At 70.9% G+C, this 24,406-nt stretch carries 20 protein-coding genes; 16 read left to right on the plus strand and 4 right to left on the minus strand.

The window, feature by feature from the left end:
* Positions 1-263 precede the first annotated feature (263 nt).
* The 4 genes from ACWEBX_RS04175 to ACWEBX_RS04190 all read right to left on the minus strand — a co-directional run bounded on the left by ACWEBX_RS04175 (position 264) and on the right by ACWEBX_RS04190 (position 5,834).
* On the minus strand, positions 264-2,630 hold the full coding sequence (locus tag ACWEBX_RS04175) for a transglutaminase TgpA family protein (protein ID WP_451883356.1): 2,367 nt from the start codon (positions 2,628-2,630) through the stop codon (positions 264-266).
* A complete protein-coding gene (locus tag ACWEBX_RS04180) occupies positions 2,627-3,988 on the minus strand; it encodes a DUF58 domain-containing protein (RefSeq protein WP_451883357.1) in 1,362 nt (453 codons plus the stop codon). The genes ACWEBX_RS04175 and ACWEBX_RS04180 overlap by 4 nt, the downstream gene beginning before the upstream one ends.
* Complete coding sequence (locus tag ACWEBX_RS04185; RefSeq protein WP_451883358.1) at positions 3,988-5,022, minus strand: AAA family ATPase; 1,035 nt, start codon at positions 5,020-5,022, stop codon at positions 3,988-3,990. The genes ACWEBX_RS04180 and ACWEBX_RS04185 overlap by 1 nt, the downstream gene beginning before the upstream one ends.
* A 263-nt stretch (positions 5,023-5,285) precedes the next feature.
* Positions 5,286-5,834: a beta-class carbonic anhydrase gene (locus ACWEBX_RS04190; RefSeq protein ID WP_355767770.1), complete on the minus strand. Its 549-nt coding sequence runs from the start codon at positions 5,832-5,834 to the stop codon at positions 5,286-5,288.
* A 426-nt stretch (positions 5,835-6,260) separates the two neighbouring features.
* Here ACWEBX_RS04190 and rsmH point away from each other — a divergent pair, with 426 nt between their 5' ends.
* The 16 genes from rsmH to ACWEBX_RS04270 all read left to right on the plus strand — a co-directional run bounded on the left by rsmH (position 6,261) and on the right by ACWEBX_RS04270 (position 24,358).
* Positions 6,261-7,268: a 16S rRNA (cytosine(1402)-N(4))-methyltransferase RsmH gene (gene rsmH, locus ACWEBX_RS04195; protein WP_451883359.1), complete on the plus strand. Its 1,008-nt coding sequence runs from the start codon at positions 6,261-6,263 to the stop codon at positions 7,266-7,268.
* 215 nt (positions 7,269-7,483) lie between these two features.
* Positions 7,484-8,002, plus strand: coding sequence for a septum formation initiator family protein (locus tag ACWEBX_RS04200; RefSeq protein WP_451883360.1), 519 nt, complete (start codon positions 7,484-7,486; stop codon positions 8,000-8,002).
* A gap of 5 nt (positions 8,003-8,007) precedes the next feature.
* Positions 8,008-9,960 carry a peptidoglycan D,D-transpeptidase FtsI family protein gene (locus ACWEBX_RS04205; RefSeq protein WP_451883361.1) on the plus strand — a complete coding sequence of 651 codons (1,953 nt, stop codon included), beginning with the start codon at positions 8,008-8,010 and terminating at the stop codon, positions 9,958-9,960.
* A 205-nt stretch (positions 9,961-10,165) separates the two neighbouring features.
* Complete coding sequence (locus ACWEBX_RS04210; protein WP_451883362.1) at positions 10,166-11,686, plus strand: UDP-N-acetylmuramoyl-L-alanyl-D-glutamate--2,6-diaminopimelate ligase; 1,521 nt, start codon at positions 10,166-10,168, stop codon at positions 11,684-11,686.
* 4 nt (positions 11,687-11,690) lie between these two features.
* On the plus strand, positions 11,691-13,112 hold the full coding sequence (locus ACWEBX_RS04215; protein ID WP_451883363.1) for a UDP-N-acetylmuramoyl-tripeptide--D-alanyl-D-alanine ligase: 1,422 nt from the start codon (positions 11,691-11,693) through the stop codon (positions 13,110-13,112).
* Positions 13,112-14,182 carry a phospho-N-acetylmuramoyl-pentapeptide-transferase gene (gene mraY, locus ACWEBX_RS04220; RefSeq protein ID WP_451883445.1) on the plus strand — a complete coding sequence of 357 codons (1,071 nt, stop codon included), beginning with the start codon at positions 13,112-13,114 and terminating at the stop codon, positions 14,180-14,182. Before ACWEBX_RS04215 ends, mraY begins: the two co-directional genes overlap by 1 nt.
* Positions 14,164-15,591 (plus strand): UDP-N-acetylmuramoyl-L-alanine--D-glutamate ligase, encoded by a 1,428-nt coding sequence (gene murD / locus ACWEBX_RS04225; RefSeq protein WP_451883364.1) that lies wholly within the window; start codon positions 14,164-14,166, stop codon positions 15,589-15,591. Before mraY ends, murD begins: the two co-directional genes overlap by 19 nt.
* 68 nt (positions 15,592-15,659) lie before the next feature.
* Complete coding sequence (ftsW, locus tag ACWEBX_RS04230; protein WP_451883365.1) at positions 15,660-17,021, plus strand: putative lipid II flippase FtsW; 1,362 nt, start codon at positions 15,660-15,662, stop codon at positions 17,019-17,021.
* A 6-nt stretch (positions 17,022-17,027) separates the two neighbouring features.
* Positions 17,028-18,119: an undecaprenyldiphospho-muramoylpentapeptide beta-N-acetylglucosaminyltransferase gene (gene murG / locus ACWEBX_RS04235; protein ID WP_451883366.1), complete on the plus strand. Its 1,092-nt coding sequence runs from the start codon at positions 17,028-17,030 to the stop codon at positions 18,117-18,119.
* 25 nt (positions 18,120-18,144) lie between these two features.
* Entirely contained in the window at positions 18,145-18,930 is a 786-nt protein-coding gene (locus tag ACWEBX_RS04240; RefSeq protein WP_451883367.1) for a cell division protein FtsQ/DivIB, read from the plus strand.
* 275 nt (positions 18,931-19,205) lie between these two features.
* The gene (ftsZ, locus tag ACWEBX_RS04245) at positions 19,206-20,399 is read left to right on the plus strand and encodes a cell division protein FtsZ (protein WP_451883368.1); all 1,194 of its coding nucleotides are present in this window, start codon (positions 19,206-19,208) and stop codon (positions 20,397-20,399) included.
* A complete protein-coding gene (gene pgeF, locus ACWEBX_RS04250) occupies positions 20,396-21,133 on the plus strand; it encodes a peptidoglycan editing factor PgeF (RefSeq protein ID WP_451883369.1) in 738 nt (245 codons plus the stop codon). Before ftsZ ends, pgeF begins: the two co-directional genes overlap by 4 nt.
* Before the next feature lie 6 nt (positions 21,134-21,139).
* Positions 21,140-21,859, plus strand: a complete 720-nt coding sequence (locus tag ACWEBX_RS04255; RefSeq protein WP_451883370.1) for a YggS family pyridoxal phosphate-dependent enzyme — start codon at positions 21,140-21,142, stop codon at positions 21,857-21,859.
* 129 nt (positions 21,860-21,988) lie between these two features.
* Complete coding sequence (locus ACWEBX_RS04260) at positions 21,989-22,630, plus strand: cell division protein SepF (protein WP_451883371.1); 642 nt, start codon at positions 21,989-21,991, stop codon at positions 22,628-22,630.
* A 53-nt stretch (positions 22,631-22,683) separates the two neighbouring features.
* Positions 22,684-22,971, plus strand: coding sequence for a YggT family protein (locus ACWEBX_RS04265; RefSeq protein ID WP_451883372.1), 288 nt, complete (start codon positions 22,684-22,686; stop codon positions 22,969-22,971).
* A 55-nt stretch (positions 22,972-23,026) separates the two neighbouring features.
* Entirely contained in the window at positions 23,027-24,358 is a 1,332-nt protein-coding gene (locus ACWEBX_RS04270) for a DivIVA domain-containing protein (protein WP_451883373.1), read from the plus strand.
* Positions 24,359-24,406: the final 48 nt, after the last annotated feature.

Raw genomic sequence — 24,406 nt, forward strand, 5'->3', positions numbered from 1 at the left:
GCAGGTGCAAGGCCTGCCCGGCGCTCTGGCGAAACCCTGTCCCGCGATGTGCGGGCCCCTCACGCGTGCGACATCCGCCCCTGCGGGGCCGCCCCGGCGTTCCGCCTCCCCGGTGACCGGAAGCCACGTTCCAAGGCATCCGGCACCGGTGGCCGTGCCCACCCGTCCCGCCCCGCGGGACGCCTGCCCACAGCGGGACCGGCACAGGTGGCGGTGGCCCGGCCTGGCTACGGGACGCCTGCCCGCGGCCAGGGCCGGGGTTGTCAGGTGTTCTGGCTGGTCGGGTGGTGACGGCGGGTTCTCAGGGTCGTCCAGGCGGCCGAGGCCATCCATATCACCCGGACGGCCGAACGGGGGGCGAGGAGAGCGCGCAGCCGCGCGGGACGGCTCGCGGACGTCCAGAAGGACCTCCCGACCCGGCGCGCGTCGTCGGCGAGGCCGGCCACCGGCCGGGGGTGCGGAGCGTAGAGAACCTGCTCCACGGCCGCGGCCAGCCGGTGCACCGCCGCCTCGGCCTTCGGATCGAGGCCCCCGAGTTCGACGATCCGCTCGGCCGCCTTTCTCGGCGTCTGCGACTCCTGAGGCGCGATCCCGTAGTCCCACGCCGTATCGGTCACCTCCGACCAGGCCCCCAGCGTGTGCGCCGCCACGTCCGCCTCGGTGTGGCCGTGACCGCCGAGCCGGACCGCCCGCACCCGTGTCCGCCACAGCAGGGGCAGCAACGGCACTCCCAGCACCAGCAGCCCGGCCAGCGCCAGCCCGAGGCTCTTCATCGTGGGCCAGATGTCGTCGTCGGTGCCGACGGCGGCCGACGGGGACTGCTCCGGGCAGGCCGCCAGCTTCCGAAGCTGCGGCGAGCAGCTCTCGCTCGCCGAGGGCTCCGCCGAGGGCGCCGCGGACGTCGAGAACGTCGGCTTCGGGGCCGCGGGCTCGATCTCGCCCGGCGTGTTCGTCTGGGTGTATGAGGGCACCGAACCCCGGCTCGGGGTCGGCTCGAAGCGGGTCCAGCCCACGCCCTCGAAGTACAGCTCGGGCCAGGCGTGCGCGTCCCGCAGCCCGACGGCCATCGAACCGTCCGCCTGCGGGGTCCCCGACGTGAAGCCGACCGCGACGCGGGCCGGAATCCCGAGGGTGCGCGCCATCGAGGCCATCGCGAAGGAGAAGTGGACGCAGAAGCCCTCCTTCTGCTTCAGGAAGTTCGCGATCGCGGTCGAGCCGCTGCCGGCCTGCACCTGGGTGTTGTAACGGAAGTCGCCGCTGACCGCGAAGTAGTCCTGGAGCTTGACCGCCTGCTCGTAGTGGTTGGCCGAGCCCGCGGTGACCTTGCGGGCCGTCTTCGCCACGATCGCGGGCAGCGACTCCGGAACCTTGGTGTACTCGCGCTTCATCGCGGGCGAGGCCTCCGGGGCGCTCGCGAGCTGCTGCGCCGTCGGCTGCACCATCAGGCTGGTGACCTCGTACCGCGCGCCACGCGTGTTCTGCCCGTGGTCGCCGACGAGGGTGCGCCCCACGGGCTCGTACCGCCAGCTCCCCTTGATGTCCACCTTGCTGGCCGGATACGGCATCGGCAGCCAGTCCTGCGCGTACCAGTCGGCCGCCGCGATCTGTGTCCGGATCGTCGCCCGCTTGACCTCGCCGGACAGACCGACCGGCGACGGGAACGTCTTCGGCACGTCCACGATGTGCCGCTGCGCCGGCTTCCACGCGGTGCCGTCGAAGTCGTCCAGCGAGACGATCCGCAGATACAGGTTCTGTGTGTCCCCGGTGTTCGTGCGGTACGTCATGACCGTGCGGTCCTCGTCCACGTTCAGGCTGTCGCGGAGCGAGACCAGCGGGTTCACCGCGGCGATCGTGCCGCCGCCTCCGGTGCCGTTGCCGATGCCCCGGCCCGCGCCGTCCAGCAGACCGCCGTCGAGCGAGGGCAGCGCGAGCGGCACGAACAGGGCGACGCCCAGGACGACCGCGCCGATCCGCCGGCCGGTGCGGACGGGAGCGACGACACCGCTCGCGGACTCCGGTCCCGGCCCGCGGGCCGCTCCGCCGAAGACCCGGCCCCACTGCGAGAGCCGGTCCCGGCTCTCGGCCAGCAGCAGCATCAGATAGCCGGTGGCCGCGAGCAGGAACCACAGCCAGGCCGCGCCGCCGCCGGACAGGCCCGCGGCGACCGAGTACAGGGCGAGCAGCGGAAGGCCGGCGGGCGCTGCGCTGCGGTAGGTCACCGCGAGGGTGTCCACCGCGAGCCCGATCACCAGGACACCGCCGACCACCATCAGCCGGATCCCGTCCGACAGCGGAGCGGGGATCGAATATCTGCCGATGTCGTCGGCGCCCGCCTGGAGCAGTGCCGAGAAGTGCTGGAAGGCCTCGGGCCCGGGGACGATCCCGGCGAGGGCCTGGCCCCGGGCGAAGACCAGCGTCAGCATCATCAGCGTCACCAGGGCCTGTGCCGCCACGGTCAGCGGCCGGGCCAGCGGGACCCGCCGGGTCAGCGCGCCGACACCGGTCTGCACGGCCAGCAGGAACGCCGCCTGGAAGATCCACGTCGCCGGGCTCACCAGCGGCAGCAGCGCGCACGACGTCATCAGTGTGGCCGCCGCCGCGTACAGCGCCAGCCTCGCCCGCCCGCTCATGCGCCACCACCCCCCGCGGTCGTCCCCGTCGACGCCGCATGCGTGCGCCGGCGGTCCGCCTCGCTCCACAGGTCGGCGAGCGACGCGCCCCGCGGCACCGTCACGGCGGTCCAGCCCGCTTCGCGCAGCATGCGCAGCGGGTCCGTGCCTTCGTCCAACGGGCCGGGCACCTCGGTCGGTTCCCGGACCCACGATTCGCTGTCGAGCAGGAACGCGACGGCCCCGCCGCTGCGCTGGCGCATCTTGCCGAGCACGGTCGCCTGCTCCTCGTCGAGATCGCCGAGGAAGGCGATCAGCAGTCCTTCGTTGCCGCCGCGCAGCACCTCGTAGGCGCGGGAGAGGCCCGTGCCGTCCGAGTGGTCGACGACGGCGAGCGTGTCCATCATCATCCCGGCCGCGTCCGCCGACTCCTGGCTCGCGCCCGCGAACCCGTCGGCGCCCTCGCCGGGCACCGAGCTGCCGGTGTCCGTCAGAAGGCGCACGGAGAAGCCCCGTTGGAGCATGTGCAGCAGCGTGGAGGCCGTTCCCGAGACGGCCCACTCGAAGGCCGAGTCGGGGCCCGCGCCCTGGAAGGCGATGCCCCGGGTGTCCAGGAGCACGGTGCAACGGGAGCGCTGGGGCTGTTCCTCGCGGCGGACCATCAGCTCGCCGTAGCGGGCGGTCAGCCGCCAGTGCACACGGCGCAGGTCGTCGCCGTGGCGGTACCCGCGCGGAATGATGTCGTCCTCGCCGGCCAGGGCGAGAGAGCGCTGCCGCCCGTCGCCGTACCCCTTCGCCTCTCCCGTCAGCCGCACCGGTGGCAGCGCCTCCACGCGCGGTATGACGGTCAGGGTGTCGTACGCCGAGAAGGAGCGGGTCAGCTCGCACATTCCGAACGGGTCGGTCAGCCGCAGTTGCAGCGGGCCCAGCGGATAGCGGCCGCGCAGGTCCGAGCGCACGCGGTAGGACACCTCGCGGCGGCCGCCCGCCTCGACCCGGTCCAGCACGAAGCGGGGGCGCGGCCCGAGGACGTAGGGCACCTTGTCCTGGAGCATCAGCAGACCCGTGGGTAGGCGCGAGATGTTGTCCATGCGCAGATGCACGCGGGCCTCGGAGCCCGCGGACACCCGCCCGGGAGAGAGCCTGCGGCTGCCCGAGACCCGGTAGCGGGTGCGGTACAGGACGGCCGCGCAGACCAGCGGCAGCACCGCGAGGAGCAGGCCGACCCGGAGCAGCTCGCTCTGCCCGAGGACGTACGCGCAGATCGCGGCGGCCACTCCCGCGGCCAGGAACGAGCGGCCGCGCGTGGTGAGACCGGCGAGCGCGGTGCGCAGCCCGCCCTTGTCCTCGGCGGTGTGGCCCGCGCTCGCCTGTGTCATCACAGCCTCCGGGGCGGCTGCTGACCGTACGTGGGCGCCCCCCGGCCCATCGAGAGGCCGGGCTGCTGGGGAGCGGCGGGCACCGGGGTGCGCTGGATGATCTCCTGGACGACCTGCTCGGACGTACGGCGGTTCAACTGAGCCTGCGCCGTGGGCAGCAGGCGGTGGGCCAGGACCGCGACGGCGAGGGCCTGCACGTCGTCCGGCAGCGCGTACTCCCGGCCGCTGAGGGCCGCGGACGCCTTCGCCGCGCGCAGCAGATGCAGCGTGGCGCGCGGTGAGGCGCCGAGTCTGAGGTCCGGATGGGTGCGCGTGGCCGCCACCAGGTCCACCGCGTAGCGGCGCACCGGGTCGGCGACATGGACCGTGCGGACCGCGTCGATCAGCTTCACGATGTCGTGCGCGTGGGCGACCGGCTGGAGGTCGTCCAGCGGGCTCGCGCCGCCGTGGATGTCCAGCATCTGCAGTTCGGCTTCCGTGCTGGGGTAGCCGATGGAGACACGGGCCATGAAGCGGTCGCGCTGGGCCTCCGGCAGAGGGTAGGTGCCCTCCATCTCGACCGGGTTCTGGGTGGCCACCACCATGAACGGGCTGGGCAGTTCGTAGGTCTGCCCGTCGATGGTGACCTGGCGCTCCTCCATCGACTCCAGGAGCGCGGACTGCGTCTTGGGCGAGGCGCGGTTGATCTCGTCGCCGATCACGATCTGCGCGAAGATCGCACCCGGCTTGAACTCGAAGTCCCGGCGCTGCTGGTCCCAGATGGACACACCCGTGATGTCCGAGGGCAGCAGGTCGGGCGTGAACTGGATGCGCCGCACCGAACAGTCGATGGAACGCGCCAGCGCCTTGGCCAGCATGGTCTTGCCGACGCCGGGGACATCCTCGATCAGAAGATGGCCCTCGGCGAGCAGTACGGTCAGCGAAAGCCGTACGACCTCAGGCTTGCCTTCGATCACTCCTTCCACCGAACCGCGGACACGCTCCGCAGTGGCGGTCAGATCCGTCAGGCTCGCACGATCGTCATAGGTCGTCACCCGGCCCTCCTAGGCCCGTTCGGGCCGACGCCCTGTGCGGACCGGCCCACCCCGAAACACGGGCACCACGCGCGAAAGGTTCCGCGTGACGCCACACCCGCATTCTTGTTGCCGTTACCGGTTCGTGTCATCCGCCTGTGGACAAGTGGCCGCGATATGTCAGTTCTTACGGCTCTTTGAGCACCGGACGGCCGGGGTTTTTTGTGCAGAGAGGGTCCCACGAGCTGCGGAGGGCCGGCGACCGGGGCTCCGGCGGGCCGGGGTCAGGAGGGGTCGATCTCCCGCAGCAGGCCGGTCGTGACGTCGAAGACGAAGCCGCGTACGTCGTCGGTGTGCACCAGGAACGGGGAGGTGCGCACGCGCTGCATCGACTGCCGTACGTCCTGGTCGACGTCCCGGAAGGCCTCGACCGCCCACGCGGGGCGCTGGCCGACCTCCATCTCCAGGTCGTGCCGGAACTCCTCCGTGAGGGACTCCAGGCCGCAGCCGGTGTGGTGGATGAGGGCCACGCTGCGGGTGCCGAGGGCGCGCTGGCTGATGGTGAGGGAGCGGATCACGTCGTCGGTGACCACGCCGCCCGCGTTGCGGATGGTGTGGCAGTCGCCCAGCTTCAGGCCGAGCGCGGCGTGCAGGTCGAGGCGGGCGTCCATGCACGCGACGACGGCGACCCGCTGGACGGGGCGGGCATCCATCCCCGGGTCGGCGAAGGCGGCGGCGTATTTCCCGTTCGCGTCCACGAGGCGGTCGGTGACCGAGCGCTCCGTGTCTATGGCGTCTTCGGGCTCGGTGGGAACGGATGCGGAAGTCGTCATACCTGCGACGTTACTGGTCACGCATGGGCGAGGCCCGTTGTGAGAGGGGACAAAGAATGTCATCGCGGCTTGTTGTGAGGTAATCCACACGGGCGGTGACGGCCTGCCCGTTCGAGTGATTCTTCCGGATCCGCGGCTTCGGTCCGAGCGCCGTCCGCGACGCGCATGCCGGTTGGTTGACCGCGAGACACCGTGGACTAAAGTGACGCGAAGCGGGAGGCGAGGCTCTCCCCGCTGCACTGTTTTCCCCAGGAGACCCGGCGACCTTCCGGAGTTTCCCCGCGTGCGCGGCGCGTACGTACGGCTCGGCCTCCTCCCGCTCCCGGTCGGCCGACGCCCTTCATCCGGCGGCGGCGGGCCTCCCCTTCCCGAGCGGGTGGGGACCCGGCGGTGCGTAGGGCCGCGCCGGACCTGAGAGGGCCCGGAATGAAAGGGCGCGAAGCGCTTCCCGACGAGGGTGACAGCGGGCGACCGGAGGGGCAGAGCCGACACGTCCCGGTCATGCTCGACCGGTGCCTGGACATGCTGGCACCGGCCCTCACCGAGCCGGGAGCCGTGGTCGTCGACTGCACACTCGGACTCGGCGGTCACAGCGAGGCACTGCTGACCCGGTTCCCCGGAGTGCGGCTCGTCGCCCTGGACCGGGACAAGGAGGCACTGCGCCTCTCCGGAGAGCGGCTCGCCCCCTACGGCACCCGCGCCGACCTGGTGCACGCCGTCTACGACGAACTCCCCGACGTGCTCGGCCGCCTCGGCATCCCGCGCGTCCAGGGCGTCCTGTTCGACCTCGGCGTCTCCTCCATGCAACTCGACGAGGCCGACCGGGGATTCGCCTACTCCCAGGACGCCCCGCTCGACATGCGCATGGACCAGACGACCGGCATGAGCGCCGCCGAGGTCCTCAACACCTACCCGCCGGGCGAACTGGTGCGGATCCTGCGGGCGTACGGCGAGGAGAAGCAGGCCAAGCGGATCGTCTCCGCGATCGTGCGCGAGCGCGAGAAGGAGCCCTTCACCAACAGCGCGCGGCTCGTCGAGCTCATCCGGGACGCGCTGCCCCAGGCCGCCAAGCGCACCGGCGGCAACCCCGCCAAGCGCACCTTCCAGGCGCTGCGCATCGAGGTCAACGGCGAACTGAGTGTCCTGGAGCGGGCGATTCCGGCGGCCGTGAAGGCGCTCGCCGTCGGCGGCCGGATCGCCGTCCTGTCGTACCACTCGCTGGAGGACCGGCTGGTCAAGCAGGTGTTCGCGGCCGGCGCCGCCAACACCGCGCCGCCCGGACTGCCGGTCGTCCCCGAGCGCTATCAGCCCCGGCTCAAGCTCCTCACCCGCGGTGCCGAACTTCCCACCGAGGAGGAGGTCGCCGAGAACCGGCGGGCCGCTCCCGCCCGGCTGCGGGGAGCAGAGCGCATCCGCGAGGAATCCGCCGAGTAGGCGGGGGGGAGAAGGAGAGGCCGTGAGGCGGAAACCCGGACTCGAGCGACGCCCCGGGCCCGGTTCCCGGACCCGCCGGAGGGCGGGGACCGGGCACCGGGACCCGTGGCCGCCCGCCGAGGCCGGGAACCGAACCGGCGGTGGTTTCGTGAGTAGGGGAACCGGACCCATGGAGCGGCCGTGAAGCCGGCACACCAGAGCCACAGGGAGGGCGCGTGAGCGGCAGACCCGAACTCAGGGGGCGGGCCGCCCGGCTCGCGCGGCTCCTTCCGGCGGGGGCCGGACAGGCCGCCCGCACCCCCTTCGTCCTTCTGGTGGTCCTTCTCCTCGGCGGCGGCCTCATCGGGCTCCTCGTGCTGAACTCGGCGCTCAGCGAAGGCGCGTTCCGCCTCGACGACCTCCAGAAGGAGACCAAGAGCCTCACCGACGAGGAACAGGCCCTCCAGCGGGACGTGGACACCTACTCGGCCCCCGACGCCCTCCAGCGCCGTGCCCGCGAACTCGGCATGGTCCCCGGTGGCGACCCGGCCTTCCTCGGCCCCGACGGCACCGTCAAGGGCGTTCCCGGAGCCGCAGGCTCCGCCGTGCGGTCCCCGATGGTCCTCCCGCCCGAGGTCCTCGCCCCGGCCCGCGCCCCGAGCCGGGCCGCGGCGCGGAGCGCGACACCGTCCCCCGGCTCGCGGCAGCCCTCCGCAGGAGCCTCCAAACAGCCCTCCACGACCCCTGGCAGGTGACGGAAGTGTCCGACAGGGAACCGCCGCGCCGCCGCGTGCCCGGCCCCGCCAGGCCCGCACGCCCGGCGGGCCGGAACCGCCCGGGTCCGGGCGCCCGCCCCGTACGCCGCCCGGCCGCGAACCGTTCCGACGGCCCGCGTCTCATCCGGCTCGGCAGCCCCCGGCCCCGCCTGCGCATGGTCAGCCTCGCCCTGACGCTGGTGATGATCGCGTTCGTCGTGCGGCTGCTGCAGGTGCAGGCCGTGGACGCGGGCACCTACGCGGCCAAGGCCGAGCAGAACCGGTACGTCGGACGCACCCTGGCCGCCGAGCGCGGCGGGATCACCGACCGCGACGGCGTCGAACTGGCGACGAGCGTGGACGCGTACGACATCACCGCGGACCCGACGATGTTCACCCGCGAGGCCACGAAGGTGGACGACGCCCCCGAACAGGCCGCGGCCCTCCTCGGCCCGATCATCGGCCAGGACGTCGACACCGTCGCCAGGAAGCTGCGGACGAAGAACACCCGCTACGTCCTCCTCGCGCACCGCCGCACCCCCCAGGTCTGGCAGCAGATCAAGGACCTCAAGAGCACACTCGGGACCAAGGCCGAGACCGACCGGAACACGGTCAACGTCCTCGCGGGCGTCCTCGCGGTACCGGCCAGCAAGCGCGTGTACCCGAACGGCGACCTGGCCGCCGGGATACTGGGCTGGGTCAACGCCGACGGCAAGGGCGGCGGCGGTGTCGAGCAGCAGTTGAACAAACAGCTCACCGGCAAGGACGGCAAGATCCGCTACGCGCAGTCCGGGGGCCGCCAGGTGCCGACCGTGGGCTCCACCGAGACGCCGGCCGTGGCCGGTTCCGACGTCGAGCTCACCATCGACCGGGACATCCAGTGGGCCGCGCAGGACGCCATCACCGAGCAGGTGAAGACGTCCGGGGCGGACCGCGGCTACGTGATAGTGCAGGACACGAAGACCGGCCAGATCCTCGCCATGGCCAACGCGCCGGGCTTCGACCCCAACGACCTCACCCAGGCCAACGCGGCGGCCATGGGCAACGCGGCCCTCCAGGACGCGTACGAGCCCGGCTCCACCGCCAAGCTGATGTCGATGGCCGCCGTCCTCCAGGAGAACGTGGCGACCCCCGGGACGCATGTCGTCGTGCCCAACCGGCTGCACCGCGGCGACCGGCTCTTCCAGGACGACGTCGACCACAAGACCTGGAACCTCACGCTCAACGGCGTGCTCGCCATGTCCAGCAACATCGGCACCATCCTGGCCACCGGCCAGCTCGGCAAGACCCAGAAGCAGGCCAACCAGGTCCTCTACTCGTATCTGCGCAAGTTCGGCATCGGCAGCCACACCGGGCTCGGTTTCCCCGGCGAGACGGCGGGCATCCTCGCGCCCGCCGACAAGTGGTCGACCTCGCAGCAGTACACGATTCCTTTCGGCCAGGGCGTGTCGATCAACGCGATGCAGGCGGCTTCCGTCTACTCGACGATCGCCAACGGCGGCGTCCGCGTCGAGCCGACCCTGGTGCGCGGCACGAAGGGGCCCGACGGCCGCTTCACACCCGCCGCCGAGCCGAAGAAGACCCGGGTCGTGAGCGAGAAGACGGCGAAGACACTCGCCCGGATGCTGGAGTCCGTGGTGGACGACAAGCAGGGCACCGGCATCAGGGCGCGCATCCCCGGGTACCGGGTCGCGGGCAAGACGGGTACGGCCAACCGCGTGGATCCGGCCACCGGGAAATACCACGGCTACACCTCCTCCTTCGCGGGCTTCGCCCCCGCAGACAAGCCCCGCGTCACCGTCTACTGCGCGATCCAGAACGCCACGAAGGGCAGCTACTACGGCGGCCAGATCTGCGGACCCGTCTTCAAGCAGGTGATGGAGTTCGCCCTGAAGACCCTTCAGGTCCCGCCCACCGGCGCCCACGCGGCCCGGCTGCCCGTCGACTACACACCGTGACCGCTCCCCGACCGCACGCTGTGATCAGCAACCCCGCACAACGGACCAGGAACCACTCGTGACAACGATCACCCCGGACCCCGGGAACCAGCACTCCCCGCGCACCCCGTCCCCGCCCTCGCTTCGCCCCGGCGGGGGTGAGCCCGGTACGCTCACCGCCGTGCCACAAGCTGATCAGTCCCAAACCACCCAGAAGGGCGTCCCTGTGACATATCCGGGGCCGCCGCGTCCGGTTCACGTCTCCGCCATCCCCGTCGCGGAGCTGGCCGATCAGCTGGGTGCCGAGAGGCCGGAGAGCGACGTCGGGGTCACGGGCATCACCCATGACTCCCGGGCGGTGCGACCCGGCGACGTGTACGCCGCTCTGCCGGGCGCCCGTCTGCACGGCGCCGATTTCGTGACCCAGGCGGCCGGCCTAGGCGCCGTCGCGGTGCTCACCGACCCGACCGGCGCCGGGCGCGCCGCGGCCACCGGCCTGCCGGTCCTCGTCGTCGAGGACCCCCGCGGATCGATGGGTGAGCTCGCGGCCACCATCTACGGCCACCCGGGGCGCGATCTCCTCCAGATCGGCATCACGGGCACCTCGGGCAAGACCACGACGGCCTACCTCGTCGAGGGCGGCCTGAAGACCGTCCGCTCCACCGGCCTGATCGGCACGGTCGAGACGCGCATCGGCGACGAGCGCATCAAGTCCGAGCGCACCACACCCGAGGCCACCGACCTCCAGGCCCTGTTCGCCGTCATGCGCGAGCGCGGGGTCGACTCGGTCGCGATGGAGGTCTCCAGCCACGCGCTGGTCCTCGGCCGCGTCGACGGCTGCGTCTTCGACGTCGCCGTCTTCAACAACCTCAGCCCGGAACACATGGAGTTCCACACGGGCATGGAGGACTACTTCCAGGCCAAGGCCCAGCTCTTCACGGCCAGGCGCAGCCGGCTCGGCGTCGTGAACCTCGACGACGAGTACGGCCGCAGGCTCGCGGGGGAGGCCACCGTCCCCGTCGTCACCTTCTCCGCCGAGGGCCACCCGGACGCCGACTGGCGCGCCGAGGAGGTCGAAGTCGGCCCGATGGACTCGACGTTCACCGCGGTCGGCCCCAAGGGCGAGCGGATCACCGCCCGCTCGCCGCTCGCCGGCCCCTTCAACGTGGCGAACACGCTCGCCGCGGTCGTCGCCCTCACGGCCGCCGGGATCGACCCGCAGGCGGCGGCCGACGGAATCGCCGCCGTCCCCGGGGTCCCGGGCCGGCTGGAACGTGTGGACGAGGGCCAGCCGTACCTCGCCGTCGTCGACTACGCCCACAAGACGGACGCCGTCGAATCCGTCCTGCGCGCCCTGCGCAAGGTCACCGAAGGCCGGCTGCACGTGGTGCTCGGCTGCGGCGGCGACCGGGACACGACGAAGCGGATGCCGATGGGCGCGGCCGTGGCCCGGCTCGCCGACACCGCCGTCCTCACCTCCGACAACCCCCGCTCCGAGGACCCGCTCGCGATCCTCGCCACGATGCTCGCGGGTGCCGCGGAGGTGCCGGCCCACGAGCGGGGCGAGGTCCAGGTCTTCGAGGACCGGGCCGCCGCCATCGCCGCGGCCGTCGCGCGCGCAAAGCCCGGGGACACCGTGCTGATCGCCGGCAAGGGCCACGAGCAGGGCCAGGACATCGCCGGGGTGGTGCGTCCCTTCGACGACCGCCAAGTGCTCCGCGAAGCTATCCAGCAGACCCAGGGATGAACTTGTGATCGCCCTCTCCCTCGCCGAGATCGCAGCAGTCGTCGGCGGGCAGACGTACGACATACCGGATCCGGGGCTACAGGTCACCGGACCGGTCGTCAGAGACTCCCGTGAAGTGGAGTCCGGCAGCCTCTTCGTCGCCTTCGTCGGCGAACGCGTGGACGGCCACGACTACGCCGGGGCGGTGATCGAGGCCGGCGCGGCCGCCGTCCTGGCGTCCCGCCCCGTCGGCGTGCCAGCCATCGTCGTCGACGACGTGCAGACGGCCCTCGGCGCCCTCGCCCGCCATGTCGTCGAACGGCTCGGCGCGACCCTCGTGGCCCTCACCGGCTCCGCGGGCAAGACCAGCACCAAGGACCTGATCGCCCAGGTGCTGCGGAGCAAGGCGCCGACCGTCTTCACCCCAGGCTCCCTCAACAACGAGATCGGACTGCCGCTCACCGCGCTCAGCGCCACCGAGGAGACGAAGTTCCTCGTGCTGGAGATGGGTGCCCGCGGCATCGGCCACATCCGCTACCTGACGGAGCTCACCCCGCCGAGGATCGGTCTCGTCCTCAACGTCGGCACCGCCCACATCGGCGAGTTCGGCGGCCGCGAACAGATCGCGCAAGCAAAGGGCGAGCTCGTCGAGAGCCTCCCCGAGGACGGCGCCGCGATCCTCAACGCGGACGACCCCCTCGTACGCGCCATGGCGTCGCGCACGAAAGCGCGCGTGATCCTCTTCGGAGAGTCCGGCGAAGCGGACGTACGGGCCGAGAACGTCCGGCTCACGGAGAGCGGACAGCCTTCCTTCAGTCTTCGCACACCCTCCGGGTGCAGTGATGTGACCATGCGCCTGTACGGTGAGCACCACGTGTCGAACGCGCTCGCCGCGGCCGCCGTCGCCCATGAGCTGGGCATGTCCGCAGACGAGATCGCCCGCGCGCTCTCCGAGGCGGGCTCCCTCTCCCGCTGGCGGATGGAGGTCACCGAGCGTCCGGACGGCGTGACGGTCGTCAACGACGCCTACAACGCGAACCCCGAGTCCATGCGGGCCGCCCTGCGCGCGCTCGCCGCGATGGGCAAAGCCCGTCAGGCACAAGGGGGTCGTACGTGGGCGGTGCTCGGTCAGATGGCCGAGCTCGGGGACGAGGCGCTCGCCGAGCACGACGCGGTCGGACGGCTTGCCGTCCGGCTCAATGTCGGCAAGCTCGTCGCGGTCGGGGGCAGGGAAGCGTCCTGGCTGCAACTGGGCGCATATAACGAGGGTTCGTGGGGTGAGGAGTCGGTGCACGTGTCCGACGCACAGGCGGCTGTCGACCTGTTGCGCAGCGAGCTGCGCCCAGGGGACGTCGTGCTCGTGAAGGCGTCCAGGTCCGTCGGGCTGGAACGGGTGGCGCTCGCGCTGCTCGCCGACGGTACCGAGGGTGAGGTTTCCGCCCGATGATGAAGCAGATCCTGTTCGCGGGAGTCCTCGGTCTGTTCCTGACCCTGGCCGGCACGCCGCTGCTGATCAAACTGCTGGCCAAGAAGGGCTACGGCCAGTACATCCGCGACGACGGCCCGCGCGAGCACGCCAGCAAGCGCGGTACGCCGACGATGGGTGGTATCGCCTTCATCCTGGCGACGATCGCCGCGTACTTCCTGAGCAAGCTCATCACCGGTTACCCGCCGACCTATTCGGGTCTGCTGGTCCTCGGGCTGATGTTCGGCATGGGCATGGTCGGTTTCCTGGACGACTACATCAAGATCGTCAAGCGGCGTTCGCTCGGCCTGCGGGCCAAGGCGAAGATGGCCGGACAGCTCATCGTCGGCATCAGCTTCGCGGTGCTGGCCCTGATGTTCGCCGACAACCGCGGCAACACCCCGGCCTCCACCAAGCTGTCGTTCATCACCGACTTCGGCTGGAAGCTCGGCCCGGTGCTGTTCGTGATCTGGGCGCTGTTCATGATCCTGGCGATGTCGAACGGCGTGAACCTGACCGACGGTCTGGACGGCCTCGCCACCGGCGCCTCCGTCCTCGTCTTCGGCGCCTACACGTTCATCGGCGTCTGGCAGTTCCAGGAGTCCTGCGCCAACGCGACGACCCTGACCAACCCGGGCGCCTGCTACGAGGTGCGCGATCCGCTCGACCTGGCCGTCGTGGCCTCCGCCCTGATGGGCGCCTGCCTGGGCTTCCTGTGGTGGAACACGTCGCCCGCCAAGATCTTCATGGGCGACACGGGTTCGCTCGCCCTCGGTGGTGTCCTCACCGGCCTGGCCATCCTCTCCCGCACCGAGCTGCTGGTGGCCATCATGGGCGGCCTGTTCGTCCTCATCACCATGTCGGTGGTCATCCAGGTCGGCTCCTTCAAGCTGACCGGGAAGCGCGTCTTCCGGATGGCCCCGCTCCAGCACCACTTCGAACTCAAGGGCTGGTCCGAGGTCCTTGTGGTGGTCCGATTCTGGATCATCCAGGGCATCTGCGTGATCGTCGGTCTCGGCCTCTTCTACGCAGGATGGGCAGCCAAGAAGTGACCAACTGGCAGGGAAAGCACGTCACCGTCGCCGGCCTCGGCGTCTCGGGCATCCCGGCGGCCAAGGTCCTGCACGGCCTCGGCGCCCTCGTCACCGTCGTCAACGACGGAGACGACGAACGGGCACGTGCCCAGGCCGCGGACCTGGAGGCACTCGGCGTCACCGTGCGCCTCGGTGACGGCGCGACCCTGCCCGAGGGCACCGAGCTCATCGTGACCGCGCCCGGCTGGCAGCCGGACAAGCCGCTGTTCACCGCGGCCGCCGCGGCGGGCGTCCCGGTCTGGGGCGACGTCGAACTCGCCTGGCGGCTGCGGGAACTGGACGGCAGGAAGCCGGCTCCCTGGCTCGCGGTCACCGGCACCAACGGCAAGACCACGACCGTCCAGATGCTCGCCTCCATCCTGAAGGCGGCGGGCCTGCGCACCGCGGCGGTCGGCAACATCGGTGTCTCGCTCCTCGACGCCGTCCTCGGCGAGGAGGAGTACGACGTCCTCGCGGTCGAACTCTCCAGCTACCAGCTCCACTGGGCGCCCTCGCTGCGCGCCCACTCCGGGGTCGTGCTGAACCTCGCGCCCGACCATCTCGACTGGCACGGCTCCATGGAGGCGTACGCCGCCGACAAGGGCCGTATCTACGAGGGCAATCGGGTCGCGTGCGTCTACAACGTGGCCGACAAGGCCACCGAGGACCTGGTGCGCGCCGCGGACGTCGAGGAGGGCTGCCGCGCCGTCGGCTTCACCCTCGGCGCTCCGGGGCCCTCCCAACTCGGCGTCGTGGACGGCATCCTGGTCGACCGCGCCTTCGTCGAGAACCGGCAGAAGAACGCCCAGGAGCTGGCGGAGGTCTCCGACGTCACTCCGCCCGCCCCGCACAACGTCGCCAACGCCCTTGCCGCGGCGGCCCTCGCGCGCGCCTTCGGGGTGCCTCCCAAGGCCGTACGGGACGGACTGCGGGCCTTCACACCGGACGCGCACCGCATCGCGCACGTGGCCGACGTGGACGAGGTCGCCTACGTCGACGACTCCAAGGCCACCAACACGCATGCCGCGGAAGCCTCCTTGGCCGCCTACGAGTCGATCGTGTGGATCGCCGGAGGGCTCGCCAAGGGCGCGACCTTCGACGAGCTCGTCGCCCGGTCGGCGAAGCGGCTGAGGGGCGTCGTGCTGATCGGCGCGGACCGCGCGCTGATCCGCGAAGCCCTGGCGCGACACGCCCCCGAGGTACCGGTCGTCGACCTCGACCGGACCGACACTGGGGCGATGCTCGCGGCTGTCCAGGAGGCCAGGAGGCTCGCCGAGCCCGGGGACACGGTACTGCTGGCCCCGGCCTGCGCGTCCATGGACATGTTCGCCAACTACAACAAGCGCGGTGACGCGTTCGCGGAGGCGGTCCGCGAACTCGGCGCCTGACCCGGTTGCCTGGCCGGGCGGACCTGGGAGGGACGGACGCGTGACATCGCTGTGGACCGAAGACCCCGATGCCGGCTAGCCGCACCGGCCGCCCTCCCGTGCGGCGGGCCGGCCGGCCCGCCGCCGCCGGGGCGCTCCGCGACAATCCCGTACGCCGTCTCCACCTGCGTGCCCAAAAGGCCTGGGACCGGCCGCTGACCGCGTACTACCTGATCCTCGGAGGCAGCCTGCTGATCACCGTGCTGGGGCTCGTGATGGTCTACTCGGCCTCGCAGATCACGGCGCTCCAGCTCTCGCTGCCCGGGTCGTTCTTCTTCCGCAAGCAGTTCCTCGCCGCCCTGATCGGCGGTGTGCTGCTGTTCGCCGCCTCCCGGATGCCGGTGAGACTGCACCGGGCGCTGGCCTACCCGATCCTGGCCGGAGCCGTCTTCATGATGGTCCTGGTGCAGGTGCCCGGGATAGGACTCTCGGTCAACGGCAACCAGAACTGGATCTCCCTCGGCGGCTCGTTCCAGATCCAGCCCAGCGAGTTCGGCAAGCTCGCGCTCGTGCTCTGGGGAGCCGATCTGCTCGCCCGCAAACAGGACAAGCGGCTGCTGACCCAGTGGAAGCACATGCTGGTGCCGCTCGTGCCCGCCGCGTTCATGCTGCTCGGCCTGATCATGCTCGGCGGGGACATGGGAACGGCGATCATCCTCACGGCCATCCTGTTCGGGCTGCTGTGGCTGGCCGGAGCGCCCACCCGGCTGTTCGTGGGCGTGCTCTCCGTCGCCCTGGCGATCGGCTTCCTGCTCATCAAGACCAGCCCCAACCGCATGTCCAGGCTGGCCTGCATCGGCGCGACCGAGCCGGGGCCGCACGACACCTGCTGGCAGGCCGTGCACGGCATCTACGCCCTCGCCTCCGGCGGGCTCTTCGGCTCCGGCCTCGGCGCCAGTGTGGAGAAATGGGGCCAACTGCCCGAAGCGCACACCGACTTCATCTTCGCCATCACTGGGGAGGAACTGGGCCTCGCGGGGACGCTGTCGGTGCTCGCTCTCTTCGCGGCTCTAGGCTATGCGGGTATCCGCGTGGCCGGACGCACGGAGGACCCCTTCGTGAGGTATGCCGCGGGAGGCGTGACCACCTGGATCACGGCCCAGGCCGTGATCAACATCGGTGCGGTGCTCGGTCTGCTGCCGATCGCCGGTGTCCCGCTCCCGCTGTTCTCCTACGGAGGTTCCGCCCTGCTGCCGACCATGTTCGCCATCGGGCTGTTGATCGCGTTCGCGCGTGACGACCCCGCTGCGCGGGCGGCTCTCGCCATGCGGCAACCCCGCTTTGGCAGAAAGCGGGGTGCGGTGAGAGAGTCCGCAAGGGCCGCGGGGCCCCGGAGATGGAACACGATGCGACGGCGTGCCTCTGCGGCGCGTTCGTCCGGAGAGCGGTGAATTTCGGTGCATGTCGTACTCGCCGGCGGGGGGACCGCCGGCCACATCGAGCCCGCGCTCGCCCTCGCGGACGCCCTGCGCAGGCAGGACCCCACCGTGGGGATCACGGCCCTGGGCACGGAACGGGGCCTGGAGACCCGCCTCGTACCCGAGCGCGGTTACGAACTGGCGCTGATCCCGGCCGTACCGCTGCCGCGCAGGCCCACCCCCGAGCTGATCACCGTCCCCGGGCGGCTGCGCGGCACGATCAAGGCCGTCGAGCAGATCCTGGAGCGGACCAAGGCGGACGCGGTCGTCGGCTTCGGCGGCTACGTGGCCCTGCCCGGCTACCTGGCGGCCAAGCGCCTCGGCGTGCCGATCGTCATCCACGAGGCCAACGCCCGGCCCGGACTCGCCAACAAGATCGGATCGCGGTACGCGGCCCAGGTCGCCGTCTCCACGCCCGACAACAAGCTCCGCGGGGCCCGTTACATCGGCATCCCGCTGCGCCGCACCATCGCCACCCTCGACCGGGCCGCCGTACGGCCCGAGGCGCGCGCCGCGTTCGGACTCGACCCGCACCTGCCGACGCTGCTCGTGTCGGGCGGCTCGCAGGGCGCCCGCCGCCTCAACGAGGTGGTCCAGCAGGCCGCTCCGTACCTCCAGCAGGCCGGAATCCAGATCCTGCACGCGGTCGGCCCGAAGAACGAACTGCCGCAGGTGCACCAGATGCCGGGGATGCCCCCGTACATCCCGGTACCGTACGTGGACCGGATGGATCTCGCGTACGCTGCGGCCGACATGATGCTCTGCCGCGCGGGCGCGATGACCGTCGCCGAACTCTCCGCCGTCGGACTGCCCGCCGCCTACGTCCCGCTGCCCATCGGCAACGGCGAACAGCGGCTGAACGCCCAGCCGGTGGTCAAGGCCGGCGGCGGACTGCTGGTCGACGACGCGGAGCTGACCCCGCAGTGGCTGCAGCAGAACGTGCTGCCCGTGCTCGCCGACCCGCACCGCCTGTACGAGATGTCGGTCGCCGCCAGCGAGTTCGGCCGACGCGACGCCGACGACCTGCTCGTCGGCATGGTGTACGAGGCGATCGCCTCGCGCCGGCACTAGGACCGCATGAGGGAAGGCAGGGAGCGTGGCCGGACCGAGTACCGCCGAGCGCGGTGAACGGCAGAAGCTGGAGTCCGGCCCGCCCCGGCCGCCCCTCGTCGGGCGGCTCCGCCGCCTTCGTAGGCTCATCATCCTTTTGCTCGCGGTGGTGTTGACCGGATCCGCCGCGGTGTGGATCCTCTACGGTTCCTCCTGGCTGCGCACGGAACGCGTGTCCGTCTCCGGGACGCGGGTACTGACCCCCGCGCAGGTGCGCGAAGCGGCCGGTGTGCCGGTCGGATCCCCGCTGGTCTCCGTCGACACGGACGCCATCGAGGCGCGGCTGCTCAGGGAATTGCCCCGGATCGACTCGGTCGAGGTCGTCCGGTCCTGGCCGCACGGAATCGGTCTGAGAGTGATCGAACGGACTCCGGTCCTTATCGTCGGAAAAGGCGCGAAGTTCGTCGAAGTGGACGCCAAGGGCGTCCGGTTCGCCACGGTTTCCGAGGCCCCGAAGGGCGTGCCCGTCCTGGAGTTGGCGGTGTCCAAGGGCGCCGCGGCGCGCCGCTTCCCCGCCGACCGGCTCGTGCGCGAGGCGGTGCGGATCGCCGGGGGCATCCCGGACCGGGTCGCCCGCGACACCCGTACTCTCAAGGTCCGTTCCTACGACGCCGTCTCGCTGGAGTTGACGGGCGGCCGGACCGTCGAGTGGGGCAGCGCGGAGAAGGGCCGGGCGAAGGCCAGGACGCTCCTTGCTCTCATGAAAGCCGATTCCGGGGCCCGGCACTTCGACGTAAGTGCCCCCACCGCCCCCGCATCGTCCAGCAGTTGACTCGCATCGATGCAGGCCAGCACCCTGGTTGGGCAGTGCTCGGCCTGATCACATAGGGTGAAAAGAAAAACGGGAGGTTCGGCGTGTTCGTTGAACGCGCGCCACTTGTCGACTTAGTGTCCTGTTCGGAAGAGTCCAAGGAACAGACACACTGGTAACCCTAAACTTCAGCGTTAGGGTTCGGGTCGGCGTTCGGACCGTCCCATTCGGCATCAGTCGTCGGATCGCGAGCGTGCGAGGCGGCGACACGTAACTCGAGGCGAGAGGCCTTCGACGTGGCAGCACCGCAGAACTACCTCGCAGTCATCAAAGTCATCGGTGTCGGCGGCGGTGGTGTCAATGCCATCAACCGGATGATCGAGGTCGGTCTCAAGGGTGTCGAGTTCATCGCCATCAACACCGACGCACAGGCGCTGTTGATGAGCGACGCCGACGTCAAGCTCGACGTCGGCCGGGAACTCACCCGCGGCCTCGGGGCCGGAGCCAACCCGGCCGTCGGCCGCAAGGCCGCCGAGGACCACCGCGAGGAGATCGAGGAGGTCCTCAAGGGGGCCGACATGGTCTTCGTGACGGCCGGAGAGGGTGGCGGCACCGGCACCGGCGGCGCGCCCGTCGTGGCCAACATCGCCCGCTCGCTGGGCGCCCTCACCATCGGCGTGGTCACCCGCCCGTTCACCTTCGAGGGCCGGCGCCGCGCCAACCAGGCCGAGGACGGCATCGCGGAACTCCGCGAAGAGGTCGACACCCTCATCGTCATCCCGAACGACCGGCTGCTGTCCATCTCGGACCGCCAGGTCTCCGTCCTCGACGCCTTCAAGTCGGCGGACCAGGTCCTGCTCTCCGGTGTCCAGGGCATCACGGACCTCATCACCACGCCCGGCCTGATCAACCTGGACTTCGCCGACGTCAAGTCCGTCATGTCCGAGGCCGGTTCGGCGCTCATGGGCATCGGCTCCGCCCGCGGCGACGACCGCGCGGTGGCGGCGGCCGAGATGGCCATCTCCTCGCCGCTGCTGGAAGCCTCCATCGACGGCGCCCGCGGCGTCCTGCTGTCCATCTCCGGCGGCTCCGACCTCGGCCTGTTCGAGATCAACGAAGCGGCCCAGCTCGTCAGCGAGGCGGCGCACCCCGAGGCCAACATCATCTTCGGCGCGGTGATCGACGACGCTCTCGGCGACGAGGTGCGGGTCACCGTCATCGCCGCCGGCTTCGACGGCGGTCAGCCGCCGGCCAAGCGGGACAACGTCCTCGGCTCGGCCTCGGCCCGACGCGACGACCCCGTGCCGTCGCGTCCGGCCGACAGCCGCCCGTCCTTCGGTTCGCTCGGCAGCGTCACGCCCAAGGAGCCGGCTCCGGAGCCCGCTCCGGAGCCGGTCAGCGAGCTGCCGGTGTCCCCGCCGGTCCCGCCGTCCCGCTCCTACTCGGACAGCGCGGCCGAGGAACTGGACGTGCCGGACTTCCTGAAGTGATAGGACAGCGCTCCGCCGCGAGCACCGTGGGCGGCGCCCACTTCGCCTTCACCGACAGGTGGGGCGGGGTGAGCGCCGTTCCGTACGAGGAGCTCAACCTCGGCGGGGCGGTCGGCGACGACCCCGGCGCCGTACGCGCCAACCGGGAACTGGCCGCCAAGACACTCGGGCTCGACCCGGCCCGGGTCGTCTGGATGAACCAGGTGCACGGGCCCGACGTGGCCGTCGTCGAGGAGCCCTGGGGCGCCTCGGAGATCCCCGCCGTCGACGCGATCGTCACGGCGCGGCGGGGGCTGGCGCTCGCCGTCCTCACCGCCGACTGCACGCCCGTGCTGCTGGCCGACCCCGTCGCCGGGGTGGCAGCCGCAGCGCACGCGGGACGGCCCGGCATGATCGCAGGCGTGGTTCCCGCGGCCGTACGGGCCATGGTGGAACTCGGCGCCGACCCGGCCAGGATCGTCGCCCGCACCGGACCCGCCGTCTGCGGACGGTGCTACGAGGTGCCGGACGCGATGCGCACCGAGGTCGCCGCCGTGGAACCCGCGGCCTACGCCGAGACCCGGTGGGGGACGCCCGCGGTCGATGTGACCGCCGGGGTGCACGCGCAGCTCGAACGGCTCGGAGTGCGCGACCGGGAGCAGTCGCCGGTGTGCACGATCGAATCGGGTGACCACTTCTCGTACCGACGGGACCGCACGACCGGGCGGCTCGCCGGTTATGTCTGGCTGGACTGATGGGGCATGACGGACCGTAAGGCTCAACTCGCCGCGAATCTGGCGAAAGTGGAAGAACGCATCACGGCGGCGTGCACGGCCGCCGGGCGCAAGCGCGAAGAAGTGACCCTGATCGTGGTCACCAAGACCTATCCCGCCCGCGATGTGCGGATCCTGTCCGAACTCGGTGTGCGTCACGTTGCCGAGAACCGGGACCAGGACGCTGCGCCCAAGAGCGCGGAGTGCTCGGATCTGCCGCTGTCGTGGCATTTTGTCGGTCAATTGCAGACCAACAAGGTGCGTTCTGTGGTTGGTTACGCGGATTTCGTGCAGTCCATCGACCGTTCCCGTCTCGTCACGGCCCTCTCGAAGGAGGCGGTGCGGGCGGAGCGCGAAGTGGGATGCCTCGTCCAGGTCGCGCTGGACGCGCAGGAGAGCGGCCGCGGTGAGCGCGGAGGCGTGGGGGTCGGCGGGGTAGAGGAGTTGGCCGACCTCGTCGCGCGGTCCCCGGGGCTCCGGTTCGACGGGCTGATGACCGTCGCTCCGCTCACCGGCGTCTACGCGGGGCGCCGACAAGAGGCGTTCGGGCGGCTGATGGATTTGTCGACTGCCGTACGCCGGGCCCATCCGGCTGCGAACATGGTCTCGGCAGGGATGAGCTCGGATCTCGAACAGGCTGTGGCGGCCGGAGCGACACATGTACGCGTCGGTACTGCGGTACTCGGAGTCCGACCCGGCCTCCGGTAACGTCGCCAAGAAGTCGGACCACAGCAGAAAATATGGTCATTACCGCCAAATGCGGGCATAACGACCTCGTGGATCGCGGGCACTTGGCAATTCGTCAGCCGATCCACCACAGAGCGGAGGACTCAGAGCATGGCCGGCGCGATGCGCAAGATGGCGGTCTACCTCGGCCTCGTGGAGGACGATGGGTACGACGGCAGAGGATTCGACCCAGACGACGACTTCGAGCCCGAGCTCGACCCGGAGCCCGAGCGCGACCGGCGACGGCATGAACCGCCGCACCAGTCACATCAGGCGCACTTGTCCCAAAGGGACGAACCGGTACGAGTGGTACAGCCCTCGGCGCCCCGCGACCCGGTGCCGCATTCCGCGTCGCTCGCCGCGGAGTCCGGGCGTCCGGCGCGCATCGCCCCCGTGGCGTCCATCACACAAGAACGTCAGAGCCTGGAGAAGAACGCCCCGGTGATCATGCCCAAGGTCGTGTCGGAACGAGAGCCGTACCGGATCACCACGCTGCACCCCCGGACGTACAACGAGGCCCGTACCATCGGGGAACACTTCCGTGAGGGCACCCCGGTGATCATGAACCTGACCGAGATGGACGACACCGACGCGAAGCGACTTGTCGACTTCGCCGCCGGTTTGGTGTTCGGTCTCCACGGCAGCATCGAGCGGGTGACGCAGAAGGTGTTCCTGTTGTCGCCTGCTAACGTCGATGTCACGGCGGAGGACAAGGCCCGCATCGCAGAGGGCGGGTTCTTCAACCAGAGCTGAGACGCAGGACCGGAAACACCGCATGGGAAACAGGGGAGAGGGAAGCACGGATCATGAGCGTGGTCGGGCAGGTCTTCTACATCGCGCTGATGTGCTTCCTCATCGTGCTGATTTTCCGGTTGGTCATGGACTACGTCTTCCAGTTCGCCCGCTCATGGCAACCCGGCAAGCCGATGGTGGTCGTTCTGGAGGCCACCTACACTGTCACCGATCCACCGCTCAAGCTTCTGCGGCGGTTCATTCCGCCGTTGCGTCTCGGGGGCGTGGCGCTTGACCTGTCCTTCTTCGTACTGCTGATCATCGTCTTCATCTTGATCAGACTTACGCAGAGCGTGATGTGAGCGATGTGAACGATACGGTCTTGCCGAATGCCGACGACTACGTTGAGGTGAAGAGATGCCGTTGACCCCCGAGGACGTGCGGAACAAACAGTTCACGACCGTCCGCCTCCGAGAAGGCTATGACGAGGACGAGGTCGATGCCTTCCTCGACGAGGTCGAAGCCGAACTGACTCGCCTGCTCCGCGAGAACGAGGACCTGCGCGCCAAGCTGGCCGCCGCCACGCGCGCGGCCGCACAGAACCAGCAGCAGCAGGGTATGCGCAAACCGCCGGAGCAGCAGGACCAGCAGGGCCCGCCGCAGGGTATGCGAGGGCCCGGCGCTCCTGTGCCCGCCGGGATATCAGGTCCGCCGCAGGGCATGGGCGGCCCCATGGGTGGTCCGCCTCAGCTCCCGAGCGGTGCTCCCGCGCTGCCCGCCGGCCCCAGCGGCCAGGGCGGCCCGCAGGGTCAGGGTCCGATGGGTCAGGGCCCCATGGGCCAGGGTCCGATGGGTCAGGGTCCGATGGGTCAGGGTCCGATGGGTCAGGGTCCGATGGGTCAGGGCCCGATGGGTCAGGGCCCGATGGGTCAGGGTCCCGGCCAGATGCAGCAGATGGGTGGCCCCATGGGCGGCCCCATGGGTCAGGGTCCGATGGGGCAGGGCCCCATGGGTCAGGGTCCCGGCCAGATGCAGCAGATGGGTGGCCCCATGGGCGGCCCCATGGGTCAGGGTCCGATGGGCGGTCCGATGGGTGGCCCCATGGGCGGCCCCGGTCAGCACATGCCGCAGCAGGGTCCCGGTGGCGACAGCGCGGCCCGTGTCCTCTCGCTCGCTCAGCAGACCGCCGACCAGGCGATCGCCGAGGCGCGCTCCGAGGCCAACAAGATCGTCGGTGAGGCCCGTAGCCGCGCCGAGGGTCTGGAGCGGGACGCCCGTGCCAAGGCCGACGCCCTGGAGCGGGACGCGCAGGAGAAGCACCGCGTCGCGATGGGCTCCCTGGAGTCCGCCCGCGCCACGCTGGAGCGCAAGGTCGAGGACCTGCGCGGCTTCGAGCGCGAGTACCGCACGCGTCTGAAGTCCTACCTGGAGTCGCAGCTCCGTCAGCTCGAGACGCAGGCGGACGACTCGCTCGCCCCGCCGCGCACTCCGGCCGCCGCGTCCCTGCCGGCGTCCTCCGCGCCGTCGATGGCTCCCGCGGGTGCCGGTGCGCCGTCCTACGGCGGCAACCCGGGCATGGGCGGGGGCATGGGTGGACCGTCGCAGGGCGGACCGTCCTACGGCGGGCAGCAGCAGATGTCGCCCGCGATGACCCAGCCGATGGCTCCGGTGCGGCCCCAGGGCCCGTCGCCGATGCAGCAGGCGCCCTCGCCGATGCGCGGGTTCCTCATCGACGAGGACGACAACTGACGGCGGCTCGCACGCCTTAGGCGTCGGCAGCATTCAGGGCGGGGCCCC

Source organism: Streptomyces sp. NPDC005070, assembly GCF_053600395.1.

Bases quoted from the DNA above. Each gene is read 5' to 3' on its own strand.
- ACWEBX_RS04175 (WP_451883356.1), bottom strand. From the start codon at position 2,630: ATGAGCGGGCGGGCGAGGCTGGCGCTGTACGCGGCGGCGGCCACACTG.
- ACWEBX_RS04180 (WP_451883357.1), bottom strand. From the start codon at position 3,988: ATGACACAGGCGAGCGCGGGCCACACCGCCGAGGACAAGGGCGGGCTG.
- ACWEBX_RS04190 (WP_355767770.1), bottom strand. From the start codon at position 5,834: ATGACGACTTCCGCATCCGTTCCCACCGAGCCCGAAGACGCCATAGAC.
- rsmH (WP_451883359.1), top strand. From the start codon at position 6,261: ATGAAAGGGCGCGAAGCGCTTCCCGACGAGGGTGACAGCGGGCGACCG.
- mraY (WP_451883445.1), top strand. From the start codon at position 13,112: ATGAAGCAGATCCTGTTCGCGGGAGTCCTCGGTCTGTTCCTGACCCTG.
- murD (WP_451883364.1), top strand. From the start codon at position 14,164: ATGGGCAGCCAAGAAGTGACCAACTGGCAGGGAAAGCACGTCACCGTC.
- ftsW (WP_451883365.1), top strand. From the start codon at position 15,660: ATGCCGGCTAGCCGCACCGGCCGCCCTCCCGTGCGGCGGGCCGGCCGG.
- ACWEBX_RS04255 (WP_451883370.1), top strand. From the start codon at position 21,140: ATGACGGACCGTAAGGCTCAACTCGCCGCGAATCTGGCGAAAGTGGAA.
- ACWEBX_RS04260 (WP_451883371.1), top strand. From the start codon at position 21,989: ATGGCCGGCGCGATGCGCAAGATGGCGGTCTACCTCGGCCTCGTGGAG.
- ACWEBX_RS04265 (WP_451883372.1), top strand. From the start codon at position 22,684: ATGAGCGTGGTCGGGCAGGTCTTCTACATCGCGCTGATGTGCTTCCTC.
- ACWEBX_RS04270 (WP_451883373.1), top strand. From the start codon at position 23,027: ATGCCGTTGACCCCCGAGGACGTGCGGAACAAACAGTTCACGACCGTC.